This is a genomic window from Pseudomonas sp. A2 (assembly GCF_023100865.1).
In the GTDB taxonomy this organism is placed as follows: Bacteria; Pseudomonadota; Gammaproteobacteria; order Pseudomonadales; family Pseudomonadaceae; genus Aquipseudomonas; species Aquipseudomonas asiatica.
Window position 1 is genome coordinate 2,558,165 of the sequence record NZ_CP039127.1, and the last position, 19,873, is coordinate 2,578,037.

At 65.4% G+C, this 19,873-nt stretch carries 14 protein-coding genes; 8 read left to right on the forward strand and 6 right to left on the reverse strand.

Features of this window, described 5'->3' with window-relative positions; genetic code table 11:
* The first annotated feature begins 268 nt into the window (after positions 1 to 268).
* The 4 genes from E5221_RS11880 to E5221_RS11895 all read left to right on the forward strand — a co-directional run bounded on the left by E5221_RS11880 (position 269) and on the right by E5221_RS11895 (position 7,363).
* Positions 269 to 1,111: a helix-turn-helix transcriptional regulator gene (locus E5221_RS11880; RefSeq protein WP_061550962.1), complete on the forward strand. Its 843-nt coding sequence runs from the start codon at positions 269 to 271 to the stop codon at positions 1,109 to 1,111.
* Between the two features lie 42 nt (positions 1,112 to 1,153).
* Entirely contained in the window at positions 1,154 to 2,536 is a 1,383-nt protein-coding gene (locus E5221_RS11885) for an aspartate aminotransferase family protein (RefSeq protein WP_038409318.1), read from the forward strand.
* A gap of 178 nt (positions 2,537 to 2,714) precedes the next feature.
* On the forward strand, positions 2,715 to 4,208 hold the full coding sequence (locus tag E5221_RS11890; protein ID WP_054571866.1) for an aldehyde dehydrogenase: 1,494 nt from the start codon (positions 2,715 to 2,717) through the stop codon (positions 4,206 to 4,208).
* Positions 4,209 to 4,477: 269 nt separating this feature from the next.
* A complete protein-coding gene (locus E5221_RS11895; RefSeq protein ID WP_247847497.1) occupies positions 4,478 to 7,363 on the forward strand; it encodes an HD domain-containing phosphohydrolase in 2,886 nt (961 codons plus the stop codon).
* 241 nt (positions 7,364 to 7,604) lie between these two features.
* On the opposite strand, the gene E5221_RS11900 is transcribed toward E5221_RS11895, so the two are convergent.
* Positions 7,605 to 9,317, reverse strand: coding sequence for an FAD-dependent oxidoreductase (locus E5221_RS11900; protein ID WP_247847498.1), 1,713 nt, complete (start codon positions 9,315 to 9,317; stop codon positions 7,605 to 7,607).
* A 194-nt stretch (positions 9,318 to 9,511) separates the two neighbouring features.
* Between E5221_RS11900 and E5221_RS11905 the strand changes: the two genes are divergently transcribed.
* The 3 genes from E5221_RS11905 (at position 9,512) to E5221_RS11915 (ending at position 12,314) form a co-directional block, all read left to right on the forward strand.
* Positions 9,512 to 10,288: an IclR family transcriptional regulator gene (locus E5221_RS11905; RefSeq protein WP_023662480.1), complete on the forward strand. Its 777-nt coding sequence runs from the start codon at positions 9,512 to 9,514 to the stop codon at positions 10,286 to 10,288.
* A gap of 140 nt (positions 10,289 to 10,428) precedes the next feature.
* Positions 10,429 to 11,481 carry a Gfo/Idh/MocA family oxidoreductase gene (locus E5221_RS11910; RefSeq protein ID WP_123085848.1) on the forward strand — a complete coding sequence of 351 codons (1,053 nt, stop codon included), beginning with the start codon at positions 10,429 to 10,431 and terminating at the stop codon, positions 11,479 to 11,481.
* Between the two features lie 17 nt (positions 11,482 to 11,498).
* Positions 11,499 to 12,314 carry a sugar phosphate isomerase/epimerase gene (locus E5221_RS11915; RefSeq protein ID WP_247847499.1) on the forward strand — a complete coding sequence of 272 codons (816 nt, stop codon included), beginning with the start codon at positions 11,499 to 11,501 and terminating at the stop codon, positions 12,312 to 12,314.
* Positions 12,315 to 12,671: 357 nt separating this feature from the next.
* Here the strand turns inward: E5221_RS11915 and E5221_RS11920 are convergent, their stop codons facing one another.
* The 5 genes from E5221_RS11920 to E5221_RS11940 form a co-directional block, all read right to left on the reverse strand.
* Positions 12,672 to 13,997 (reverse strand): MFS transporter, encoded by a 1,326-nt coding sequence (locus tag E5221_RS11920; RefSeq protein ID WP_247847501.1) that lies wholly within the window; start codon positions 13,995 to 13,997, stop codon positions 12,672 to 12,674.
* Positions 13,998 to 14,188: 191 nt separating this feature from the next.
* Positions 14,189 to 15,868, reverse strand: a complete 1,680-nt coding sequence (locus E5221_RS11925) for an FAD-dependent oxidoreductase (protein WP_247847503.1) — start codon at positions 15,866 to 15,868, stop codon at positions 14,189 to 14,191.
* Between the two features lie 39 nt (positions 15,869 to 15,907).
* Positions 15,908 to 16,228, reverse strand: a complete 321-nt coding sequence (locus tag E5221_RS11930) for an NIPSNAP family protein (protein WP_013972108.1) — start codon at positions 16,226 to 16,228, stop codon at positions 15,908 to 15,910.
* Positions 16,213 to 17,946, reverse strand: coding sequence for an FAD-dependent oxidoreductase (locus tag E5221_RS11935; RefSeq protein ID WP_247847505.1), 1,734 nt, complete (start codon positions 17,944 to 17,946; stop codon positions 16,213 to 16,215). The genes E5221_RS11930 and E5221_RS11935 overlap by 16 nt, the downstream gene beginning before the upstream one ends.
* A 4-nt stretch (positions 17,947 to 17,950) precedes the next feature.
* On the reverse strand, positions 17,951 to 18,760 hold the full coding sequence (locus tag E5221_RS11940) for a shikimate dehydrogenase (protein WP_024086799.1): 810 nt from the start codon (positions 18,758 to 18,760) through the stop codon (positions 17,951 to 17,953).
* A gap of 155 nt (positions 18,761 to 18,915) precedes the next feature.
* Here E5221_RS11940 and E5221_RS11945 point away from each other — a divergent pair, with 155 nt between their 5' ends.
* Positions 18,916 to 19,686 carry an IclR family transcriptional regulator gene (locus tag E5221_RS11945; protein ID WP_024086800.1) on the forward strand — a complete coding sequence of 257 codons (771 nt, stop codon included), beginning with the start codon at positions 18,916 to 18,918 and terminating at the stop codon, positions 19,684 to 19,686.
* Positions 19,687 to 19,873 lie beyond the last annotated feature (187 nt).

Genomic DNA, 19,873 nt, shown 5'->3' on the forward strand with positions numbered 1-19,873 from the left:
AAAGGGATGCAGGACGCCGCGGTATGCGAGCGGGCTCGATACCGGTGGGCGTTGTGCAAGGAGGTCGAGCGGGTGGCTCGCAGCGCTGGGGCGGGTTGATGCTCCCACACCCCGCCGGTACCCGGAATCACCCTTTGGGGTGAGCCGGCAGGGGGCTTTGCCTGCTCACCCCAAAGGGTGATTTCGGTGTTTGCAGTGCCATGGGAGTATCTTGCCAACGACGCACCGCACTGGCAGCGGTGCCTTTACTTGAGACGGCAGGCCCAAAGTGACTGATCAATTGCTTTCGCAACAGTGGTTCGAGCACCTGGCCAAGGTCACCGAGGCGATCGGCCGACCGGGCTTTGCCGCCACCCTGTTTGCTGCGCTTGGCGTGATCCGGCCGATCCAGGCGACCACGGTGTACCTGTACCCGCACGACGGCATGCCCTGCGCGCTGTTCGAGCAGGACGACAAGGCGCCCTGGCAGCCCGAGGGCAATGTCAGCCGCTACCTGTCCGGCTTCTATCTGCTCGACCCGTTCTACGGCGCCTGTGTGGAGCAGGTCGAGTCCGGTTGCTACGGCCTGTTCGAAGTGGCGCCCGACCATTTCGAGGTCAGCGAGTACTACCAGTCGTTCTACCGGCACTCACACCTGGAGGATGAGCTCAACTACATCCTGCAGGTCGCGCCCGGGCAGAGCCTGGCAGTATCGCTGGCGTTCACCGACAAGCTCGATGGGCAAACCCGTGCGTTGTTCGCGCGTATCACGCCCTGGGTGCTGGCGGTGCTCAGCAAGCATTTCGCCGGGCTGGACAGCCGCGCCGGGCGCTTCGAGAACATCCTCGAGCAGCGCATCCACGCGGCGCTGAACAACTTCGGCAGCTCGCTGCTGACCGAGCGTGAATGCCGTATCGCCCAGCTGATCCTGCGCGGCCACTCGACCAAGTCGCTGGCCGAGCGCCTGGGGGTGTCGGAGGACACCATCAAGTCACACCGCAAGAACGTCTACGCCAAGCTCGACATCGGCACCCAGTCCGAGCTGTTCTCCCTGTTCATCGACGCGCTGGCCAATGCCCAGGGCGTGCTGGGCAAGGACCCGCTGGAAAGCTACATGGGCAAGCTGCGCTGAGCGCAAGCCACCCTGCAACCCCACCGCAAAGGAAAACCAACAATGAATGCGCCTTTCGCCCCGCAACGCCAGACCCGTGACTACCAGGCAGCCGATGCCGCGCACCACATCCATGCCTTCCTCGACCAGAAGGCGCTGAACGCCGAAGGGCCGCGGGTGATCGTCGGTGGCGAACGCCTGCACCTGTGGGACAGCGAGGGCAAGCGCTACCTGGACGGCATGTCCGGCCTGTGGTGCACCCAGCTCGGCTACGGCCGCCGCGACCTGACAGCCGCAGCTGCCACGCAGATGGACCAGTTGGCCTACTACAACATGTTCTTCCACACCACCCACCCGGCGGTGATCGAACTGTCCGAGCTGCTGTTCAGCCTGTTGCCGGGGCACTACAGCCACGCGATCTACACCAACTCCGGCTCCGAGGCCAACGAGGTGCTGATCCGTACCGTGCGCCGCTACTGGCAGGTGGTTGGCCAGCCGAACAAGAAGATCATGATCGGCCGCTGGAATGGTTACCACGGCTCGACCCTGGCCGCCACGGCGCTGGGTGGCATGAAGTTCATGCACGAAATGGGCGGGTTGATCCCGGATGTGGCGCACATCGATGAACCGTACTGGTACGCCGAGGGCGGCGAGCTGACCCCGGCCGAGTTCGGCCGCCGCTGCGCGCTGCAGTTGGAGGAGAAGATCCTCGAACTGGGGGCCGAGAACGTCGCCGGCTTTATCGCCGAGCCGTTCCAGGGCGCGGGCGGCATGATCTTCCCGCCGGAAAGCTACTGGCCCGAGATCCAGCGCATCTGCCGCCAGTACGACGTGCTGCTGTGCGCCGATGAAGTGATCGGCGGCTTTGGCCGCACTGGTGAATGGTTCGCCCACGAGTACTTCGGCTTCGAGCCCGACACCCTGTCCATCGCCAAGGGCCTGACCAGCGGCTATGTGCCCATGGGTGGCCTGGTGCTGAGCAAGCGCATTGCCGAGGCGCTGGTGGAGCGGGGCGGGGTGTTCGCCCACGGCCTGACCTATTCCGGCCACCCGGTGGCGGCGGCGGTGGCCATCGCCAACCTGAAGGCGCTGCGTGACGAAGGCATCGTGCGCCAGGTGAAGGAAGACACCGGGCCGTACCTGCAACGCATCCTGCGCGAGGTGTTCGCCGACCACCCGTTGATCGGCCAGGTGCAGGGTGCCGGGTTGGTGGCGGCGCTGCAGTTCGCCGAGCACAAGCCGACGCGCAAGCGCTTTGCCAATGAGAACGACCTGGCCTGGCAGTGCCGCACCTTCGGTTTCGAGGAAGGGGTGATCATTCGCTCCACCCTGGGCCGGATGATCATGGCGCCGGCACTGATCGCCAACCACAGCGAGCTGGATGAGTTGGTAGAGAAGACCCGCATTGCCGTGGACCGCACGGCGCGCCTGGTCGGCAAACTCTAGACCGCTGATCCCTGTGGGAGCGGGCAAGCCCGCGAACACCGGCGAAGCCGGTGCCATCCACCGTGTCGCCTGGTTCGCGGGCATGCCCGCTCCCACAGAGGGAGTGCGGCGTGCTTGCGGACTGTGTGGTACCTGTTACTTGCGCAAGAAGACCGCACGACGGTCGCCTGGAGTACAAATGTACACCCTCGAATTCTGGCAACAACGTGCCTCGGACCTCTACCTCCCGGCCAATGCACTGATCGACGGCAAGCCCGTCAACGCACAGGACGGCGCCACCTTCGCCGCCATCAACCCCGCCACCAACAAGGTATTGGCCCAGGTCACCGCCTGCGGTCAGGCCGAGGTCGACCTGGCCGTCGCCAGCGCCCGCAGGGCTTTCGAACAAGGCCCATGGCCGCGCATGGCCCCGGGTGAGCGCAAGAAAGTGCTGCTGCGCCTGGCCGAGCTGATCTTGGCCCATCGCGAAGAACTGGCGTTGCTGGACTCGCTGAACATGGGCAAGCCGGTCATGGACGCCTACAACATCGACGTGCCGGGCTCGGCGCAGGTGTTCGCCTGGTATGGCGAGGCGCTGGACAAGCTGTACGACCAGGTGGCACCCACCGCGCCCAACGCGTTGGCCACCATCACCCGCGAAGCCCTCGGCGTGGTCGCCGCCGTGGTGCCGTGGAACTTCCCGCTCGACATGGCCGCCTGGAAGCTCGCCCCGGCGCTGGCTGCCGGCAACAGCGTGGTGCTCAAGCCCGCCGAGCAATCACCGTTCTCGGCCCTGCGCCTGGCCCAGCTGGCGCTGCAGGCCGGTGTGCCGGAAGGTGTGCTGAACGTGGTGCCGGGCCTGGGCGAGCAGGCCGGGCAGGCACTGGGCCTGCACCCGGACGTGGACTGCCTGGTGTTCACCGGCTCCACCCAGGTGGGCAAGTACTTCATGCAGTATTCGGCCCAGTCCAACCTCAAACAGGTATGGCTGGAGTGCGGCGGCAAGAGCCCCAACCTGGTGTTCGAAAACTGCCAGGACCTGGACCTGGCTGCGGAAAAGGCGGCATTTGGCATCTTCTTCAACCAGGGCGAAGTGTGCTCGGCCAACTCGCGGCTGTACGTGCAGCGCTCCATCCATGACGAGTTCATCGAGCGCCTGCAGGCCAAGGCCCGCCAGTGGCTGCCAGGCAACCCGCTGGACCCGGCGAGCCGTGCCGGTGCAATTGTCGACGCCGGTCAGGCTGGCCGGATCGAAGCCGCCATCGCCCGCGCCGGGCAGGATGGCGCGCGGTTGGTGTGTGGTGGCCGGCGCCTGACCATCGACGGCTCGGACAATTACATCGAGCCAACCATTTTTGCCGGTGTCGATGGCCGTATGAGCCTGGCGCGGGAAGAGGTATTCGGGCCGGTGCTGGCGGTCAGTGCCTTCGACAGTGAAGAGCAGGCCGTGCGCCTGGCCAACGACAGCATCTATGGGCTGGCGGCGTCGGTGTGGAGCGATGACTTCAACCAGGTGCACCGCGTGGCACGGGCGTTGAAGGCCGGCACCGTGTCGGTGAACACGGTCGATGCGCTGGATGTGACGGTGCCGTTCGGCGGCGGCAGGCAGTCCGGGTTTGGCCGCGACCTGTCGCTGCACTCGTTCGACAAGTATTCGCAGCTCAAGACCACCTGGTACCAGTTGCGCGCCTGATACCCCGAAAGCATACCCAGGACCTGTAGGAGCGGCCTTGTGTCGCGATAGGGCTGCAAAGCAGCCCCAGGGTTTCAGCACAGATGCACAAATTGCCGGGGCTGCTTTGCAGCCCTATCGCGACACAAGGCCGCTCCTACAAGGGCCGGTACTGGCTAGAAGAGCCATGCAAGACTAAATTTCTTCTCTAGCCCGGCAAAAAGCCCGTCCGCCCTCTACACTGCTGCGGGTATCAGCCAAGGCAATGTGCCATACATGGAGTACCTGGGATGGGCTGCGTGTCGAATGGTCGTGCTGCTGGCAACGCCGGACGTGGCATTTCACTGCAGTGGCTGGTGGCACTCGCCATCGTGCTGGGCATGTTGCTGCTCGGCGCCGCTCTGGCCTGGCAGGGCTATCACGGCATTCGTCAGACCTTGGTGGCCGCAGCGGGTGATTCTGCCCAGCAAATAGGCAAGACCATCGACGAGCGCGCCCGGCGCCTGATCGACCCCGTGCACAGCAGTATCCGCCTGCTGGCCCACAACCCGGCCGCGCAAACCCCGGCTCAGCGCCTGGAACGCTTGCCGCAACTGGTCGAGACGCTGGACGCCAACCGCATGCTAAGTGCTGCCTACATGGGTTACCCCAGTGGTGAGTTCCTGCTGGTGCGCCGCTTGCGTGACCCGCAGTTGCTGCAGCGTTTCGCTGCGCCGCCGGGCACGGTATTTCTGGTGCAGAGCGTCAGCCGTGAGGGCGGGGAGGTGCAGGGTGAATGGCGCTTCTACGACCGCTCGCTGAGCCTGCTGCAGGCCCAGGCCAAGCCTGAATACCGCTACGATCCGCGCACGCGCCCATGGTTTGTCGAAGCCAGTGCCCAGCCCACCACCGTGCTGACCCACCCCTATGTGTTCTTCACCACCCGCGAGATCGGCCTGACCATGGCCCAGCGCAGCCTCGACGGCGGGGCGGTGATCGGCATGGACGTTTCGGTCGACGACCTGGCCAGTGAGACTCAGGGCCTGCGCATGACCCCCGGCACCGAGATCGTCGTGATCGACGACCAGGGCAGCGTGGTGGCCTACCCGGACCTGCAGCGGGTAATCGTGCACGAAGGGCAGGCCGTGCGCTTGTCGCGCATCGCCGAACTGGGCATCCCCAGCCTGGAGCACCTTTACGCCGACCTGCCGCAAGGCCCCCGGCCGCAGCCTTATCAGGTGGACGGGCAGACCTGGTATGGCATGCGTGTGCAACTGACCAACCTGGCCGGGCAGGACCTGCAGGTGCTGATTGCCGTGCCAGGCCATGAGTTGCTGGCCGGTGCACGCAAGGTACTGCTCGAACAGTTGCTCTGGACCGCTGCCCTGATAAGCGTGCTGCTGGTGCTCGGTGGTGTGCTTGGCCGGCGTATCGGCCGCCCGTTGCGGTTGCTGGCTGAACAGGTACAAGGCCTGGCTGGCTTTGATTTCAGCCGCGAAGTCGGGGTGCGCTCGCGGGTATCCGAAGTGCGCGAGCTGAGCCGCGTGCTTAGCCGCATGTCCGGCACCATCCGCAGCTTTCAGGCGATTACCCTCACACTCAGCAGCGAGCGCGACCTGGAACGCATGCTCGACGGTGTGTTGACCCATCTGGTGGAAGCCGCCGGGGGCAGTGCCGGCGTGGTTTACCTGTTCGATGCCGAAAACGCCTTGCTGCGCCTGGCCGCTGCCTGCCATGGCGAGCAGTACCCTGGCGAGCTGCCCGTGGACGAGACTGCCCAGCAGCACCTGGCCACGGCAGTGAGCCAGGCCCTCGGCCTGCATGAGGGCACCCTGGCCTTGGTGCTGAATGACCGTAGCCAGGCGCTGCTGGGCATACTGATCCTGCAACTGGGCGATGGACATGTACACGAGCAGGCAGGCCAGCCGTTGCGCAGCTTTGTCGCGGAACTGTCCGGGGTGGCGGCGGTGGCCATCGAGACGCGCCAGCTGGCCGAAGCCCAGCAACGCCTGCTGGATGCCATGATCAAGTTGCTGGCCGATGCCATCGATGCCAAGAGCCCCTATACCGGTGGCCATTGCGAGCGGGTGCCACAACTGGCGCAGATGCTGCTGGACCAGGCGGTGGCGGCCGAAACCGGCCCGTATGCCAGTTTCAACATGACCGCGGCTGAACGCTACGAATTCCACGTCGCGGCCTGGCTGCACGACTGTGGCAAGGTCACCAGCCCCGAGTATGTGGTGGACAAGGCGACCAAGCTGGAAACCTTGTACAACCGTATCCACGAGGTGCGCATGCGTTTCGAGGTGCTCTGGCGGGATGCCGAGATGGCCTATTGGCAAGGCCTGGCCAGCGGTGGCGACCGGCAGGCGCTGCAAGCCACCCTGGTGCGCAGCCAGGCGCAGCTGCAGGACGACTTCGCCTTCGTCGCCCAGGCCAACATCGGCGGCGAGTTCATGCAGGACGCCGACATCGAGCGCCTGCAGCAGATTGGCCAGCGCCTTTGGCAGCGCCATTTCGACAACCGCCTGGGCATCTCCCGTGATGAGCTGGAGCGCTTTGCCGACGTGCCTCCACCTGCGCTACCGGTTGACGAGCCACTGCTGGCCGACCGCCCCGAGCATTGCGTACCCTGGGGCCCCCGCAAGCCGCCGGTGGCCAAGGACGACCCGCGCAACCGATGGGGCTTCGACATGCGCCTGCCGGCCTATGCCAGCAATTACGGCGAGCTGTACAACCTAGCGATCCGCCGCGGCACGCTGAATGACGAGGAACGCTTCAAGATCAACGAACACATCGTACAGACCATCATCATGCTCAGTTCCTTGCCGTTCCCTCGCCAGCTCAAGCGGGTTCCGGACATCGCTGGCAACCACCACGAGAAAATGGATGGCAGCGGCTACCCGCGCAGGCTGGGCGAGCAGGACCTGGGCATTGCCGAGCGGGTGATGGCGATTGCCGACATCTTCGAGGCGCTTACCGCGGCCGACCGGCCCTACAAGGCGCCGAAGACCTTGTCCGAGTCGGTGAAGATCCTGGTGGGCATGGCCCGCGGCGGGCACATCGACGGCCAGTTGCTGGAGCTGTTCCTCAGCAGCGGGGTGTACCGCCAGTATGCCGAGCGGTTCCTGCGTGCCGAGCAGATCGACGAGGTGGATGTGGCGTACTGGCTGGGGCAGATGCGTTGCCCGGCTTGAGCGAAAAATCAGATTCAGCCCCTTCCTTGTAGCCAATGGGCCCAGCACTTTGCAGTAAGGCTTTATTGAAGTGTCGCCAGGGCTGGCCTCTTCGCGGGTGAACCCGCTCCTACAGGATCACCACAGTCTTCAAGACTTGCACAGTACCTGTAGGAGCGGGTTTACCCGCGAAAGGGCCGGCTCAGGCACTCGAGATGTTTCGGCACTCCCACAGGGCACAGCCATCAGTGACCCGCTCACCTCATTCATACCCCTGCGCCCCGGCAATATGCCGCCCGGCCACATAGCCAAAGGTCAGCGCCGGGCCCAGGTTGATACCACCCGACGGATACCAGCCGCCAAACACGCTGGCCATGTCGGTACCCGCCGCATACAGGCCAGCAATCGGCTGCCCAGCTTCATCCAGCACTCGGGCATTCCCGTCGGTGCGCAGCCCGGCAAAGGTGCCAAAGCAGCCGGGCTGCACCTTCACCGCATAGAACGGCCCCTGCTCGATTGGTGCCACGCAAGGGTTTGGCCCCTTGTGCCGCGGGTCACCCTGCTTGCGGTTGAACGGTGTGGAACCACGGCCGAACGCCGGATCCTGGCCGTTGCGGGCATGGTTGTTGAAATCGCTGACCGTGGCGCGCAGCCCTACCGGGTCGATGCCGCAGGCCTCGGCCAGCTGCTCGAGGGTGGCACCCTGCTTGAGATAGCCGCTGCGCACGTGCGGCCACACCGGCAGCGGCGCCGGGCGGGCGTGGCCCAGGCCGTAGCGGCGCAGGAAACGGTGGTCGCAGACCAGCCACGAACACACCTCTTCGCCCTGCGGCACCGCCGCGATCATCGCTGACACGTAGTCGTAGTAGCCATGCGCTTCGTTGACGAAACGCTTGCCGTTGGCCAGCACGCCGATGATGCCCGGTTTGCCACGTTCGATGATGTGCGGGAAATGGCCGACGCTGCCGTCGCGGTGCGGCACTCGCGAAACCGGCGCCCAGGCCACCGGCGACTTCAGGTCGGTAGCGACCACACCGCCGGCCGACTCGCCCAGGCGCAGGCCGTCACCCGAACAACCCTTGGGGGGCAGGGCCAGGTTGTCATGGCCACTGGCATCGCGCGGGAACAGTTGCTGGCGGCGGGCGTTGTCGTTGGGGAAGCCACCCGCCGCAAGCACCACGGCCTTGGCACGGATCAGTTGCTCGCCCTGCGGTGTAGCCACCAGCGCGCCCCGCACCTGGCCATCCTCGACCAGCAGGCGTTTGGCCGGCGCCGATTCCTGCAGGCGCACGCCCAGGTCTTGTGCCGACCTGGCCAGGCGGGCCACCAGCGCCACGCCGTTGACCAGGTGCATCGCCCGGCCATACCGGGCCAGGTGGTACAGGTGGCGGCCAAAGCGTTTGCACACGTGCAGCAAGGCCTTGGGCGAGCGGGTCATGTTGAGGAACGCGGCAAGGTCGGCACCCGCCATTATCGGCATGCCCATGAACGAGGTTTCGCGCATGGTCTTGCGCAGGCGTGGCAGCAGCGCACCCACCTCGCGGGCGTCATAGGGCGCGGCAATCACCTGGTGCCCGCCCTGGGCCGCGCCCGGTGTGTCGCCATGCATGTCGGGGATGCCGTTGCCGTCGGCAAACTGCAGCGCCGTGTGCTTTTCGAAAAACGCCACCATGTGCGGGCAGGCTTCGAGGAAGGCGTCGACGCGTTCGGCGTTGTAATACGCCCCCAGTTCATTGCGCAGGTAGGTACGCGGCTGCTCGATGTCTTCCTCGATGCCGGCCCGGCGTGCCAGCGGGTTGCGCGGCACCCAGGCCCAACCACCGGACCAGGCGGTGGCGCCGCCGAACACTGGCTCCTTCTCCACCACGATCACCTTCTGCCCATGCCAGGCCGCCGTCACGGCCGCAGCCAGCCCGGCGGCACCAGAACCTATGACCAGCACATCGCAATCGGTTTCGTAGGGAGCGGAAGGCATTGCGGGATTCCTGTATTGTTATTGGAACAAGGTTCCACATTCTTATTGGCAGCGAATCGGCCCGCAAGGGTATGGCGGCCCTTCCGGGCAAGTAATGGGCGATAACCGGACAGTTCGTGCCGCCCTTGCTGCGGCGGCTATCGGCGGTGTGGAATCATCTTCTAGAATTCGCAGAAATTTCAGGGACCTGTGTCATGGCTGGTAGTCAGATCGAACGCGCCTTCAGTCTTGTAGAAAGCCTTACCGGTGAGCCGCAAGGGCTGCCGTTGCAAACCCTGGCCGAGCGCCTGGATATCCCCAAGAGCGCCACCCATCGCATGCTCACCGAACTGGTGCGGCTGGGCTATGTGCGGCAGAACCGGGATAACAGCCGCTACCAGCTGTCGGCCAAGCTGGTGGCGCTGGGCTTCCGCTACCTGGCCAGCAGCGGTGCCGACATCATTCAGCCGATTCTCGACCGCCTGGCCCAGGACAGCGGCGAACTGGTGCGTCTGGGCGTGATCGACGGCGCCCGCCAGACCTGGATCGCCAAGTCCCAGGGTGCCCGCTCCGGGCTGCGCTATGACCCGGACATGGGCCGCGACGCGCCGCTGTTCTACACCGCGTCCGGGCATGCCTGGCTGGCCAGCCTGGACGATGAGCAGGCGCTGCAGATGGTGTTGCGCCAGGGTATTGCCGACCCGGCGCAGTTCGGCCCGAATGCGCCGCGCTCCACCGACGAGTTGCTCAGCTACCTGCGCCGCGCTCGCGAGCGCGGTTATGCCTGGGTCGAGGAAACCTCGGCCATTGGCACCTCGGCCCTGGCTGCGGTGGTGCGCCGCCCGCAAAGTGACGAGGTGATCGGTGTGCTGAGCATTGCCGGGCCCAGTGCGCGCCTGGCGCAAAGCCGCCTGGCAGAACTGGCGCCGCTGTTGCTGGCGGCGGCAGAGGAACTGTCGGCGGCCAGCCGGGCCAGTGAGTTGTTCGCCTGAAGGTGCATTTCCGGTCGATTACCGCACACTCTGTCCTGCGGCTTCTTCTTAAAAGCTGAACCTGGTTCTAAATTGTCGAATGTGGATTGTGGAATCGGATTCCGGAATCTGTATCACAACAATGACAAGAGGACAGGCTGTTGAACGCACCCCTTCGTATTGCCTTGATCGGCGCCGGCAGCATGGGCCGCCAGCATTACCAGCATTTGCTGAATGTGCCGCAGGCCCAGCTGTGCGCTGTGGCCGACCCGGGCCCGCAGGCCGAGGCCTTTGCCGCCGAATGCGGCGTGCCCTGTTTTGCCGACCACCGCCAGATGCTGGAGCACGCGCGCCCCGAGGCAGTGATCGTCGCCAACCCGAACAACCTGCATGTCGCCACCGCCCTGGACTGCGTCGAGGCCGGTGTGCCGGTGCTGGTCGAAAAGCCGGTGGGCGTGCACCTGGATGAAGTCCGTGCGCTGGTGGAAGCCTCGCGCCGCCACGATGTGCCGGTGCTGGTCGGCCATCATCGCCGGCACAACCCGCTGATCGCCAAGGCTCACCAGGTGATTGCCGACGGCAAGCTGGGCCGACTGATCAACGTCACCGCGCTGTGGCAGTTGCAAAAGCCCGACAGCTATTTCGATACCCCCTGGCGCCGCGAGCCGGGCGCTGGCTTCCTGCTGACCAACCTGATCCATGACCTCGACCTGTTGCGCCACCTGTGCGGCGAGGTGGTACAGGTGCAGGCATTCACCCGCAACGATGTGCGCGGTTTTGCCAACGAGGACAGCGCCGCGGTGCTACTGCAGTTCGCCAATGGAGCATTGGGCAGCCTGACTGGCTCCGACGCGGTGGCCGCGCCGTGGAGCTGGGAGCTGGACTCCGGCGAAAGCCCGGTCTACCCGCGCCAGGATGGCCAGCCGTGCTACCTGCTGGCCGGCACCCAGGGGGCGCTGAGCATTCCGCAACTCAAGCGCTGGCACTACGCCGAGGCCGGGTCGGGCTGGCACACGCCGTTGTTGCAGAGCGAGGAAAGCATCCCCGCCGGCGAGGCATTGACCTTGCAGTTGCAACACTTCGTACGGGTTGCCCGGGGTGAACAGGCGCCGCTGATCGATGCCGCCGATGGTGGCCGGACCCTGGCGCTGATCGAGGCGATCCGCCAGGCCGCGGAAACTGGCCGGGCCTGTGCGCCCGAGCACATTGCTTGACTTGTCTGGTGACCATAATGACTGAACGAATTTTCTCTCTGGCAGCGCTGACGGTACTCGAGCTGTCCCCGCCGGACATGGTCGAGGCAGCAGCCCGCGCCGGTTACAGCCACGTTGGCCTGCGCCTGGTGCCCGCCACCGAGCAGGAGCAGCATTTCCCGCTGGTGGCCGATGCCGGCCTGCGCCGGCAGACCCAGGCGCGCCTGCGCGATACGGGCATCAAGGTGCTCGACCTGGAGATCCTGAGGCTGAAGCCGGAAACCTGTGTCGCCGATTTCGAGCCGATCCTGGCGGTGGGCGCCGAGCTGGGCGGCACGGAGCTGCTGGTGGCTGGCAACGACCCGGATGAAGCGCGGCTGACCGAGCGCTTTGCTGCGTTGTGTGACCTGGCGGTGGGGTATGGCATCCATCCGCATCTGGAGTTCATGCCCTGGACTGATGTGCGTGATCTGCGCCAGGCCATGCGGGTGGTGGCCAACGCCGACCGTGCCAATGGCTGTGTGCTGGTGGATGCCTTCCACTTCAACCGCTCCGGTTCTTCGCTGGACGATCTGGCGCAACTGGCACCGCAGCGCATGCGCTATGCCCAGCTGTGCGACGTTGCCGGCCCGGTGCCGGCCGAGATGGAAGAGATCCTGCGTCAGGCACGCAACGAGCGGCGCTTCCCGGGCGAGGGCGATGCCGATCTGGTCGGCCTGCTGCGCGGCTTGCCGCCAAATGTGCCGTTGAGCCTGGAGATCCCCACACGGCAGTTGCTGGAACAGGGCATGAGCGGCGAACAGCGTGCGCGCATGGCGCTGGAGAAGGCCATGGCAGTGTTGGCCAGAGTCTGATTGATAGAGCGCGGCGCATGGCACGGGCTATCGCCCGTGTTCGCGGGCACGCCCGCTCCCACAGGTAACTGTGGGAGATTGCCCAGCCCTTTGGGCTGCGCTGTCGCGCAGAGAACCAATATCGCTCGTCTGACGCGTCCTTTGTAGGAGCAGCCTTGTGCTGCGAAGAGGCCGGTACAGCCAATAGACAGGCGTTGTCAGCCCCGGCCTCTTCGCAGCACAAGGCTGCTCCTACAGAACCTCGCCGAACCAATGCTGGCTTGCCGGCCATGAGGCCGGGCAGGCAAGAACTGCTGTTTGCTGACTGGCCAAAAAAAGGGCCCGCAAGGGCCCCGTAGAGGAAAATGGTCAGCGCGTTCAGGCGCTCTCGACCTTGCGCGGCGCCATGAAGTACATCCACACCAGCGCCAGGAAGTACATCGCCGGGATCATGGTGAACAACACGGCATAGTTGTTATTGGTAGCGGTCAGCACGCTACCGACGATCTGCGTCATGAACATCCCGCCAATCGCCGCGCACATGCTGCCGAAACCGAACACCGTGCTCACCAGGTGCTTGGGCGTGTAGTCCATCACCAGGCTCCAGATATTCGCCGTCCATGCCTGATGCGCGCCCACCGCCAGCGAGATGGCCGCCACCGCGACCCACAGGCCACTGGCGTTGGCGGCAAAGGTGACGCTGACCATGGTGCAGGCGAAGATCAGCATCGACACCAGCCGCGCGGTGGTCGCGCGCACGCCACGGCCGATCAGCCAGGAAGACAGGATGCCGCCGCCGATGCTGCCGAAGTCCGCCGTCAGCCAGATGATGATCAGCGGGATGCCCATCTGGGTCACGTTGATGCCCAGGCTGTATTGCTGATTGAGGAACGGTGGCAGCCAGTACAGGTAGAACCAGAACACCGGTGCGGTAATCGCGTAGGCCACCGCGAAGGCCCAGGTGCCACGAAGGCGCAGGATACGACTGAACGGCACGCGGGTTGGCTCGGGCTCGTCATCCTGCTGGATGTACTCCACCTCGCTCTGGCGCACGCGCGGGTGATCTTCAGGGTTGTAGTACTTCAACACCCACAGCACCACCCACACCAGGCCCAGGCTGCCCATGGCGATGAACGCGGCCTGCCAGCCCCACACGGCCAGAATCATCGGCAGCAGGGCCGGTGTGACCATGGCGCCGACGTTGGTGCCGGCATTGAACAGGCCGGTGGCGATGGCCCGCTCGCCAGCCGGGAACCACAGGCGCACGGTCTTCACGCAGGCCGGGTAGTTGGCGGCCTCGGTCAGGCCGAGGATGAAGCGGCAGACCATGAAGCCAGCGGCCGAGGTGGCCAGGCCGTGAGCGCCGGTGGCCAGGCTCCACAGCAGCACGGCGAAGAAGAAAGCGCGCTTCACCCCGACCTTGTCGATCAGCCGGCCCTGCAGCAGAAAGCCGACCGCGTAGCCGACCTGAAACCAGAAGTTGATGTTGGCGTAGTCCATCGCCGTCCAGCTCATTTCCTTGGCCAGGACGGGCTGCATGATGCCGAGCGCGGCACGGTCGATGTAGTTCAGGGTGGTGGCGAAGAACACCAGGGCGAGCATGCCCCAACGGGTCTTGCCGACGCCAAAGGCGCCGCGAAGCTTGTCGCCGATCGAACCCTGGGGCATCCGGGGGGCGGCGGGGGTGATCTTGGAGTGGTTCATAAACTGCTCGATTCTTGAAATTGTATTCAGCTGCGGTGCTACGAGTACGTGACCGGTTCCCAGGCAGGGGGCACGCAAGGCCGGTGCATGGTGAGCAGTGAAGGCGGCAGCGTCAATTAAAGGGAGGGGCTAGTGTTCGGTTACCGAACGGTTGCGTTGGGCCTGCGGGCGAGGCAAGGGGCAACGTGAATTCAGGTGGTCAAGGTACTCAACGCTCTACCAGCCAGATAACCGAATGTCATCCCCGGCCCCAGTGTGATACCGCCACTCGGGTAATGCCCGCCCATCACGCTGTGCATGTCGTTGCCCACCGCATACAGCCCGGGGATCGGCCGCGCATTGCGGTCCAGTACCCGGGCCGAGGCATCCGTGCCCAGGCCGGCGAAGGTACCCAGGCTGCCCGGCAACAGTTTCACTGCGTGGAACGGCCCGTGCAGCAGTGGCCGCAGCGACGGATTGGGGGCTTGCGACGGCTCGCCCTGCGCCCGGTTGTAGGCCGATACACCGCGCTGGAAAAGCGGGTCTTCACCCCGGGTTGCATGGCGGTTGAAGCCGTCCACCGTGCGCTGCAACTGTTCGACGTCGATCCCGCAGCGCTGCGCCAGTTCCTCCAGCGTGCGACCGCTGTGCAGGTAACCGCAGCGTTGATAGTGACGGGTGGGGAAAGGGAAGGGCTTGGCCCAGCCGATACCATAGCGACGTTGCGCGGCATGGTCGCAGATCAGCCAGGCTTCCGGCGCTTCACCCTTTGGCGTGGCGGCGAACAGTGCGTTCATGAAGTCGTGGTAGCAATCGGCCTCGTTGACGAAGCGCCGGCCATTGCGGCGCACGGCGATGAAACCGGGCTTGGCGCGATCGATCAAGTGTGGGAAATGGCCGAAATTGCCATCGCTGCGCGGCACCCGCGACACAGGTGCCCAGGCACCTGCATGGGTCGCAGTCGCCTGGACCATGCCACCGGCCTGTTCGCCCAGGCGCAGGCCGTCACCGCTGTTTTCCCATGGCGCGGCGGAGTAGTGCTGGTCACCGTCCGGCGCATGCGGCATCAGTTGCGCGATGCGCTGGCGATCATGCGCAAAGCCACCGCAGGCCAAAACCACACCGCGGCGGGCATGGATCAGCTGGCCGTCGGCAAACTGTGCGCCGCTGACCCGGCCTTCGCCCAGCAGGCGGCTGGCCGGCTTGTCGGTCAGTAGCCTCACGCCAAGGTCCAGGGCGCTGCGCAGCAGCCGTGCCACCAGGGCGTTGCCATTGACCAGTTGCAGGCCGCGGCGGTGCAGCAGCAGGTCGCGGCAATGGCGCAGCAGGCGTTTGCCCACATGCAGCGCGGCCGTGGGCGAGCGTGTGGCGTTGAAGAAGGCGGCCATGTCGGCGCCGCCGGCAATGCCCATGCCGGCCAGGCTGACGATGTCCAGCGGTGGGCGCAGCTTGTGCAGCCAGGGCCCGAGCAGGCGCCCGTCGTATGGCAGGGCGCACAGCGAACGACCACCGCGCGTGCTGCCATCGCCCTCGCGCATGTCGGGCATGCGGCTACCGCACTGGAACTGCACGGCGGTGTGTTGCTGGAAGAACGCCACCATCTGCGGGCCATAATGCAGGAAGGCGCGCTGGCGCGGGTCCAGTTCGCTGACGTGGGTTTGCCCGCGCAGGTAGCGCTCCGGGGCATCGTCGGTCTCGACGATGCCTTCGGCAATGGCCAGCGGGTTGCGCGGTATCCACAGCCAGCCCCCCGACCAGGCACTGGTGCCGCCCAGTTGGCTGGCTTTTTCCGCGACGATCACCTGCTGGCCATGATGGGCGGCAGTAACGGCGGCAGCCAGGCCAGAGGCACCGGAGCCGATGACAAGTACGTCACATTCGAGGGGTTGCATCGTGGGGTTCCGCTCAGGCATTGGAGGAAGGTTTTAGTTTTACTGCAGCGGTGAAAAGCCGGTGGGCCGCAGCATTCGCGACTGCAAGCGCAGCACCGCGCCCAGCTCGCGATTGCGCCTTGAGAACTCTGCCCAACGCGGGTCCGCTGCCATGGCTGCGCGGCGTGCCATGCGTTCGTCGAGGCTGGCATAGCCCCAGATATGCACCACCTGGTTGACCTCGCCGAACTCGCTGGTGAAAAAGCCGACCAGGTTACCGAGATGCTCGCTTTGCACCTCCAGCGCGTGGCTTTGGTACAGGCTCAGCCAGTCGGCCATTTTCAGTGGGTCGAGGGTGTAGGTTCTCAGTTCGTAGTACATGCTGGGGTCTCCATTTGGGTGGTTGGCGCCTGCAGGCGCGCGGCGATGTGGTTGGCAGCGAGCCAGCCGAAGGTGAGGGCGGGGCCCAAGGTGATGCCGGGGCCGGGGTAGGTGCCTTTCATCAGTGAGTTCATGTCGTTGCCCACTGCATAAAGCCCGGCAATCGGCTGGCCATCGCGGTTCAGCACGTTGGCCTGGGCGTTGGTCACCAGGCCGCGGGCTGAGCCAAGGTCGCCGGTGTGGATGCGGATGGCGTAGAACGGGCCGCTGGTCAGCGGCGCCAGGCATGGGTTGGGCGTGTGTTGCGGGTCGCCCATGTAGCGGTTGTAGCTGTTGCCGCCTTTGCCGAACGCGCGGTCGATGCCGTTGCGGGCGTCGGCGTTGAACTGCTCCAGGGTCTGCATGAACACCTGTGGGTCGACGCCAATGGCCTCGGCCAGGGCCTGCGCTGTTGCGGCGCGGTACAGGTAGCCGGCGTCGATCAATGTCTGGTTGTCCACCGGCTTTGGCCGCGCCAGGCCCAGGCCGTAGCGGTTCATCGCTTCGGCATCGCAGACCAGCCAGCAGCTGGCGATGCCTTTGGCGAACATGGTCTGCACGAAATGGTGGTAGGAATCGGACTCGTTGACGAAGCGTCGCCCGTCCGGGCCCACCGCGATCACCCCCGGCTTGGCGCGGTCGGTGACCAGGTGCGGGAAGCGCTCACGCTCGCCACTGGCATGGCGCAGTTCCGAAACCGGTGCCCAGAAGAAGTTGGCCACCAGGCCCTCACCCTGGGCAGCGGCCACGGCTTGGCCAAGGCGCAGGGCAGCGCCGTCATTGCTGGGCGGTGACATGGTCAGGTGCGGCGCCTGCCGGGCCGGCCGGTAGCTGTCGGCCAGCGCGCCTGCAGCGAACCCGCCCATGGCGCACACCACACCGCCCCGGGCCAGCACCCGTTCACGGCGCCCTTCGCGTTGCACCACCACGCCGGTGACCACGCCGCGTTCGACGATCAGCTCCAGGGCTTCGCTGCGCAACCACAGCTGCGTGCCATGGGCGAAGGCGCTGCTGGCCAGGCGGGCGATCAAGGCGTTGCCGGTGGTAAGGCGGGTGCCACGCGGATGATGCAGGCGGTCCCGCGCGTAACGCGCCATCAGCTTGAGGCAATGCCACAGCGACCGGGGCGAGCGGCGAATACTGAGAAAATGCTGGATATCCACGCGATTGACCATCATGCCGCCGAACAGCAACATGCCGGGCGGCGGCATCTGCAGGTCCTTGAAGTGCGGGCCGAGCTGCCTGCCGTCGTACTCGACCATCTCCAGCGCCCGGCCAAACTGGGTGGCACCGGGGGCGTCCGGGTAGTAGTCCGGCGAATGCGGGCGCAGGGCGTAGCGCAGTTCGGTGTTCTGCTCCAGCCAGCGCAGCGCCTGGTGGCCATGCTCGATGAAGGCCTCGACCAGCGCGGGGTCATAGCCGTCGCCGATGACCTGCCTGAGGTAGGTGCGAATGGTCTCGGGGGAATCCACCGCACCAGCGGCGCGGGCTTGATCAGTACCATAAAGCCACACCGCCCCACCGGAAATTGCCGAGGTACCGCCAAAGTGCTCGGCCTTTTCCACCACCAGTACTTTCAGCCCCCGGCGGGCGGCGGTGGCGGCAGCGGTAAGGCCACCGGCGCCGCTGCCCAGCACGACCAGGTCAAAGTTGTGTTGCGCATGTTCATGTGTCGGCATGGCTTCAGATCTCCAGCGGCGTGACGCCCATGAAGGCGCCTAGGTGGCCGAGTTGGGCGAAGGCCATTTCCGGGCCGGTCTGGACCGCGCAGCCAACCTGGCGTGCCCGGTTCAGCAGCGGGGTGATCTCGGGCGAGGTGACCACATCGGCGACCAGGGTTTCGGGTTGCAAGGTGGCGAGCAGGGCGGCAGGCAGTGGCAGCTCCGCGCTACCGCCCATGCCGACAGGGGAGGCGTTGACCAGCAGGTCGAAGCCTTCCAGCCCGTCGACCCGGGTGGCGATTTCGACCGTGGGGAAGGCATTGCCGAGCAGCTCGCACACAGCGCCCATGCGCGCTGTGCTGGGGTCGCTGAGGGTGACGCTGGCGATGCCGGCCTCGCCCAGTGCATAGGCAATGGCACTGCCGACCCCGCCGCAACCGATTACCAACGCACGCTTGCCGGCCGGCTCGAAGCCATGTTTGCGCGCAGCACCGAGGAAGCCGGCGCCGTCCACGTTGTCGCCCAGCAGTCGCCCGTCACGCTCTCGGCGAATCACATTGACCGAGCCCAGCGCGGCTGCGCGCTCGCTCAGGCTATCAAGGCGGCTGGCCAGGGCCTGCTTGTACGGCACGGTGACCACGCAACCGCGCAGGTTCTGCCAGCCACGCAGAGTGCCGGCAAAGGTATTCAGCGCGGTCTCCTGCAGGTCGATGGGCAGCATGGCGAGGTTGCAGTTGTTGTTGGCGAACCAGGTGTTGAAGTTTTCGGGGGACTTCACCTGTGCAATGGGCGAACCGACGATGGCGACCAGTTCAGTCGAACCACGAATCATGCTGACCTCCTTATTGGCGTTGTTATGCAGGCCAAGGGTGAGGCAATGGTGCGTGGGGGAACAATGCGCTCATCGGGCGTTTAATGCGATAATCGCATCATTGATCCGGTTATCGCGGTAATCGGCTGTTTTTGCCCTGCTTGCGAGTCGAATAGATGAACACCCCCGCTATCCATCCCCGTGACCTGATCGCCGGCTTGCAGAAGGGCCTGGCGCTGATGCAGCTGTTCAGCGCCGAGCAGCCTCGCCTTAGCGTGCCGCAGGCGGCCAGGTTGTCCGGCCTTACCCCCAGTGCCGCGCGGCGGTTTCTGTTGACCTTGGTGCACGAAGGGTTTGCCGAAACCGACAGCCGTGAGTACTGGCTTACGCCCAAGGCGCTGCGCCTTGGCCAGGCGTATGTGGACTCGGCGCAACTGCCGCGCATGCTGCGGCCGATCGTCGAGCAGGTGGCGCGGCAGACCCAGGAGCATGTGTCGGTAGGTACCCGTGATGGTGACGAGATCATCCACCTGGTACGCAGCCGCTACAGCCATGTGTCTTCGTTGTCGATCCGGCCGGGTTCGCGGGTGCCGATGTATTGCACTGCCGGTGGGCGTGTCTGGCTGGCCTGGCTGGATGAGGGGGAGCGGGATGCCTACTTTGCGCGTAACCCGCTGCGAGGGTTGACGCCTTATACGCAGACGGACCGGTTGCAGCTGGAGGCGGAGTTGCTGCGGGTGAAGGAGCAGGGGTTCTGTATCGTGGACCAGGAGTATGAAATTGGCATGCGTGTGCTGGGTGTGCCACTGCTGGACCGGGCTGGCCGGCTGAAAGCGACGTTGACCATCACCACCCATGCTTCGCGGTTGAGTGTGGATGAAATACGCTTGCGGTATCTGCCGACCCTGTACGAGGCCCAGGCGTTGTTGCGGCCGGTACTGGATTGAGGCGGTATGGTTCGGGAATCGTGCTGCCGTCTTCGCGGGTAAACCCGCTCTCATAGAACAACACATGACTCATTGGTTTAGTGAGGTGCTGTAGGAGCAGCCTTGTGCTGCGAAGAGGCCGGTACTGACAAAGCCTGTCTATTGCTTGTACCGGCCTCTTCGCAGCACAAGGCTGCTCCTACAAAGG

What these genes read in the sequence shown, in the direction of transcription:
- E5221_RS11885 (WP_038409318.1), top strand. Translation starts at nt 1,154, where the DNA reads ATGAATGCGCCTTTCGCCCCGCAACGCCAGACCCGTGACTACCAGGCA.
- E5221_RS11890 (WP_054571866.1), top strand. Translation starts at nt 2,715, where the DNA reads ATGTACACCCTCGAATTCTGGCAACAACGTGCCTCGGACCTCTACCTC.
- E5221_RS11895 (WP_247847497.1), top strand. Translation starts at nt 4,478, where the DNA reads ATGGGCTGCGTGTCGAATGGTCGTGCTGCTGGCAACGCCGGACGTGGC.
- E5221_RS11900 (WP_247847498.1), bottom strand. Translation starts at nt 9,317, where the DNA reads ATGCCTTCCGCTCCCTACGAAACCGATTGCGATGTGCTGGTCATAGGT.
- E5221_RS11905 (WP_023662480.1), top strand. Translation starts at nt 9,512, where the DNA reads ATGGCTGGTAGTCAGATCGAACGCGCCTTCAGTCTTGTAGAAAGCCTT.
- E5221_RS11915 (WP_247847499.1), top strand. Translation starts at nt 11,499, where the DNA reads ATGACTGAACGAATTTTCTCTCTGGCAGCGCTGACGGTACTCGAGCTG.
- E5221_RS11920 (WP_247847501.1), bottom strand. Translation starts at nt 13,997, where the DNA reads ATGAACCACTCCAAGATCACCCCCGCCGCCCCCCGGATGCCCCAGGGT.
- E5221_RS11925 (WP_247847503.1), bottom strand. Translation starts at nt 15,868, where the DNA reads ATGCAACCCCTCGAATGTGACGTACTTGTCATCGGCTCCGGTGCCTCT.
- E5221_RS11930 (WP_013972108.1), bottom strand. Translation starts at nt 16,228, where the DNA reads ATGTACTACGAACTGAGAACCTACACCCTCGACCCACTGAAAATGGCC.
- E5221_RS11935 (WP_247847505.1), bottom strand. Translation starts at nt 17,946, where the DNA reads ATGCCGACACATGAACATGCGCAACACAACTTTGACCTGGTCGTGCTG.
- E5221_RS11940 (WP_024086799.1), bottom strand. Translation starts at nt 18,760, where the DNA reads ATGATTCGTGGTTCGACTGAACTGGTCGCCATCGTCGGTTCGCCCATT.
- E5221_RS11945 (WP_024086800.1), top strand. Translation starts at nt 18,916, where the DNA reads ATGAACACCCCCGCTATCCATCCCCGTGACCTGATCGCCGGCTTGCAG.